At 34.4% G+C, this 2,312-nt stretch carries 3 protein-coding genes; all 3 read right to left on the bottom strand.

Annotated elements, in window-relative coordinates; genetic code table 11:
* Window positions 1–89: 89 nt before the first annotated feature.
* Window positions 90–497: a pyridoxal-phosphate dependent enzyme gene (locus F6K13_RS29055; protein ID WP_124147393.1), complete on the bottom strand. Its 408-nt coding sequence runs from the start codon at window positions 495–497 to the stop codon at window positions 90–92.
* A gap of 45 nt (window positions 498–542) precedes the next feature.
* Window positions 543–1,289 carry a trans-aconitate 2-methyltransferase gene (locus F6K13_RS29050; protein WP_124147394.1) on the bottom strand — a complete coding sequence of 249 codons (747 nt, stop codon included), beginning with the start codon at window positions 1,287–1,289 and terminating at the stop codon, window positions 543–545.
* Between the two features lie 411 nt (window positions 1,290–1,700).
* On the bottom strand, window positions 1,701–2,096 hold the full coding sequence (locus F6K13_RS29045) for a hypothetical protein (protein ID WP_124147395.1): 396 nt from the start codon (window positions 2,094–2,096) through the stop codon (window positions 1,701–1,703).
* Window positions 2,097–2,312 lie beyond the last annotated feature (216 nt).

Below are 2,312 nucleotides of genomic sequence, written 5' to 3'. Positions count from 1 at the left end.
TGATTGCATTTCAGTTGTCGGCCACCTCTTTTAATAGTTTAATAAGTTAAACATAAATCTAATATATCACAGTAAATGTCTATTTATGTTTAACTTTGTCCAATTATTTTAATACTGTTGATAGCCCCATAACTCATATAGGTATCTTGAGTAACTACAATCAAATCTGCATTAAGAGCTTTTATATGATTTTGTTTTTCTATACTGCATTTGTTTGATGTAACAATAACAACATGATAGCCTCTAATCTTACCTAGCATGGCAAAACTGCAACCTGTATTACCACTAGAAGAGCAGACGATAACATCCCCTCGCTTCAATTTACCTTGTGCTTCTGCAACATCAAGAATATAATTTGCCATTCGATCCTTGAGGCTGAAACCTGGGTTGATAAACTCGCATTTTGCATAGAGTTCTGCTGAGTTTTCACTGACTAATCTAGTCAAATCAATTAAAGGGGTATTTCCAATCAGGTCAGTAAATCTTGGAGCTTTCATCACTTTGATCTCATCAGTAAAATAGTTAATTTATGGCTTTACTTCTCAGATATTATGGTAGACATAAAGCCAGAATTCTTCAAAAACATGAAACCCATCAGTTTCTTGAGAAAGACGATTCTCTATCCACGCAGAGATCGTCTCAGGTTTCAACATCCACAGACCAACAAGCTGATTCTTTTTGACGGCATCAAGATAGATATCGGTAGGTATAGTTACTTGTTCACCATAACAACTCACTGAAAGAGGCATTCCCAATAAGTTTGCCGTGTCAAGTCGATCACTGGGGCGAGGTTCCGCAAAAATACTGGCCCAATAGCTTGATGCGATCTTTGGTAATGGGTAAGAACTAGCAGATCGAACTGTTCTCTCGGCAACTACAATAACCCCATTCTTTTTGAGCAAAGGCTGCAAATACGAAAGCGGAATTTTGTGTTCAAAGTAATGATAGGCTGATTTGACAAATATCAAATCCACTGTTCCATTAGGGGTTCTAGCTAATATATCTGATATCTCACAACAATGGAACTGAACTTGAGAATTTGGCATTTTTTCTCTGGCCAAGGTAATCATATTTGAATCAATATCCACGCCTACAATTTCTGAGTTGCCAAAGTTGGCTTTCAAGGCTAAAGTAGACAATCCTGTACCACAAGCTAGATCCAAGATAGACTGAGGCATAAAATCAATGAGAGATTGCAATACCCTAATTAATCGTTCGTCGTAAGTTTTAAAGTGCGAAAAAAATTTATGGTAAGTATCAGCGTAAAACTTATCTATTGTTTTTTCCAAGGGATTACCTCTTTTCAAGATTGTGATGTTTAATTAATAATTAGAATTCAGTTGTTAGACCCCACCCGATCGGTAGTGATACCAAATTAATTACCCATATTCTACAGCTAAAAATCCTATGTTGTCAAAAAAAAACAGGGAATAAATTAGGTACAAGATTTACGCAAAATTCCCTGTTAAGTTCTAGTTTTAGTCTAATATGTGTTGCAATGTCCTCTACAATTAGAGTTCCTGGGTAAGTTCTGAAGTAATTAATTTTTCCTGGGTACTTAGACTTAGTTGAATTACTACCGATACGAGGCTATCATCTCTATTAGAAAAATATTTTTTCTCTAAAATTAACCCTAGCTATCCATGATGAATACCCCCTCATTCATTTTCACTGTTGAATGTTGACTGCCTCAAAAAATCCTATTTAATTTCAGGACTAATCTCTTGATTTTGAAGTGTTAAACTTTTAGTAAGTCTAACTAGGAATTGTTGTGAAAATTGAATAAATTCTCTCATGCTAGAACCGTGAATAACTGCCCAAGTATTGGTAATTAAACAGCAGCTAGCAAACCACAAAAGAATGAATGTTTGGATTCTCACTACTCCTACAATAAACCAGCTTCCAACATGAAAGATAATCATTAAAGCGTAAAAACTAGCTACTAATGCTATTAAGTTGATTTCCTGTTTGGGGCGACGGAGGGCTGTAAAAATTATTGGTTGTAAACTTGCTAGTACATTCATGGGTACTAGAACACCACAAATTGCTACACAGTATATGTGTGAAAATTCGATTATGCTATCTAGATTTAACATTTTTGTAGTTTCTTTTCTCTTTTATTTTCCTAATTTTCCCAGATAAATTCAATCTTATTCAGAATTTGACTTTTCTAGGATGAAAGTTTAATCAATAACTGTTTATTTATCACTTTTTTCCTGTTTTTTAATTGAATCAGTCCACAAATTAGTGAACATCATTAGAAATGCTCCAAGAAAAACAGTAATTGCTATTCCAGTAGGAATTATAGTTTA

Origin of the sequence: Okeania sp. SIO2B9 (genome assembly GCF_010672505.1) — a bacterium.
In the GTDB taxonomy this organism is placed as follows: domain Bacteria; phylum Cyanobacteriota; class Cyanobacteriia; order Cyanobacteriales; family Microcoleaceae; genus Okeania; species Okeania hirsuta.
Note: the sequence above shows the minus strand (reverse complement) of the source record. Positions and strands in the feature narration are given on the sequence as shown.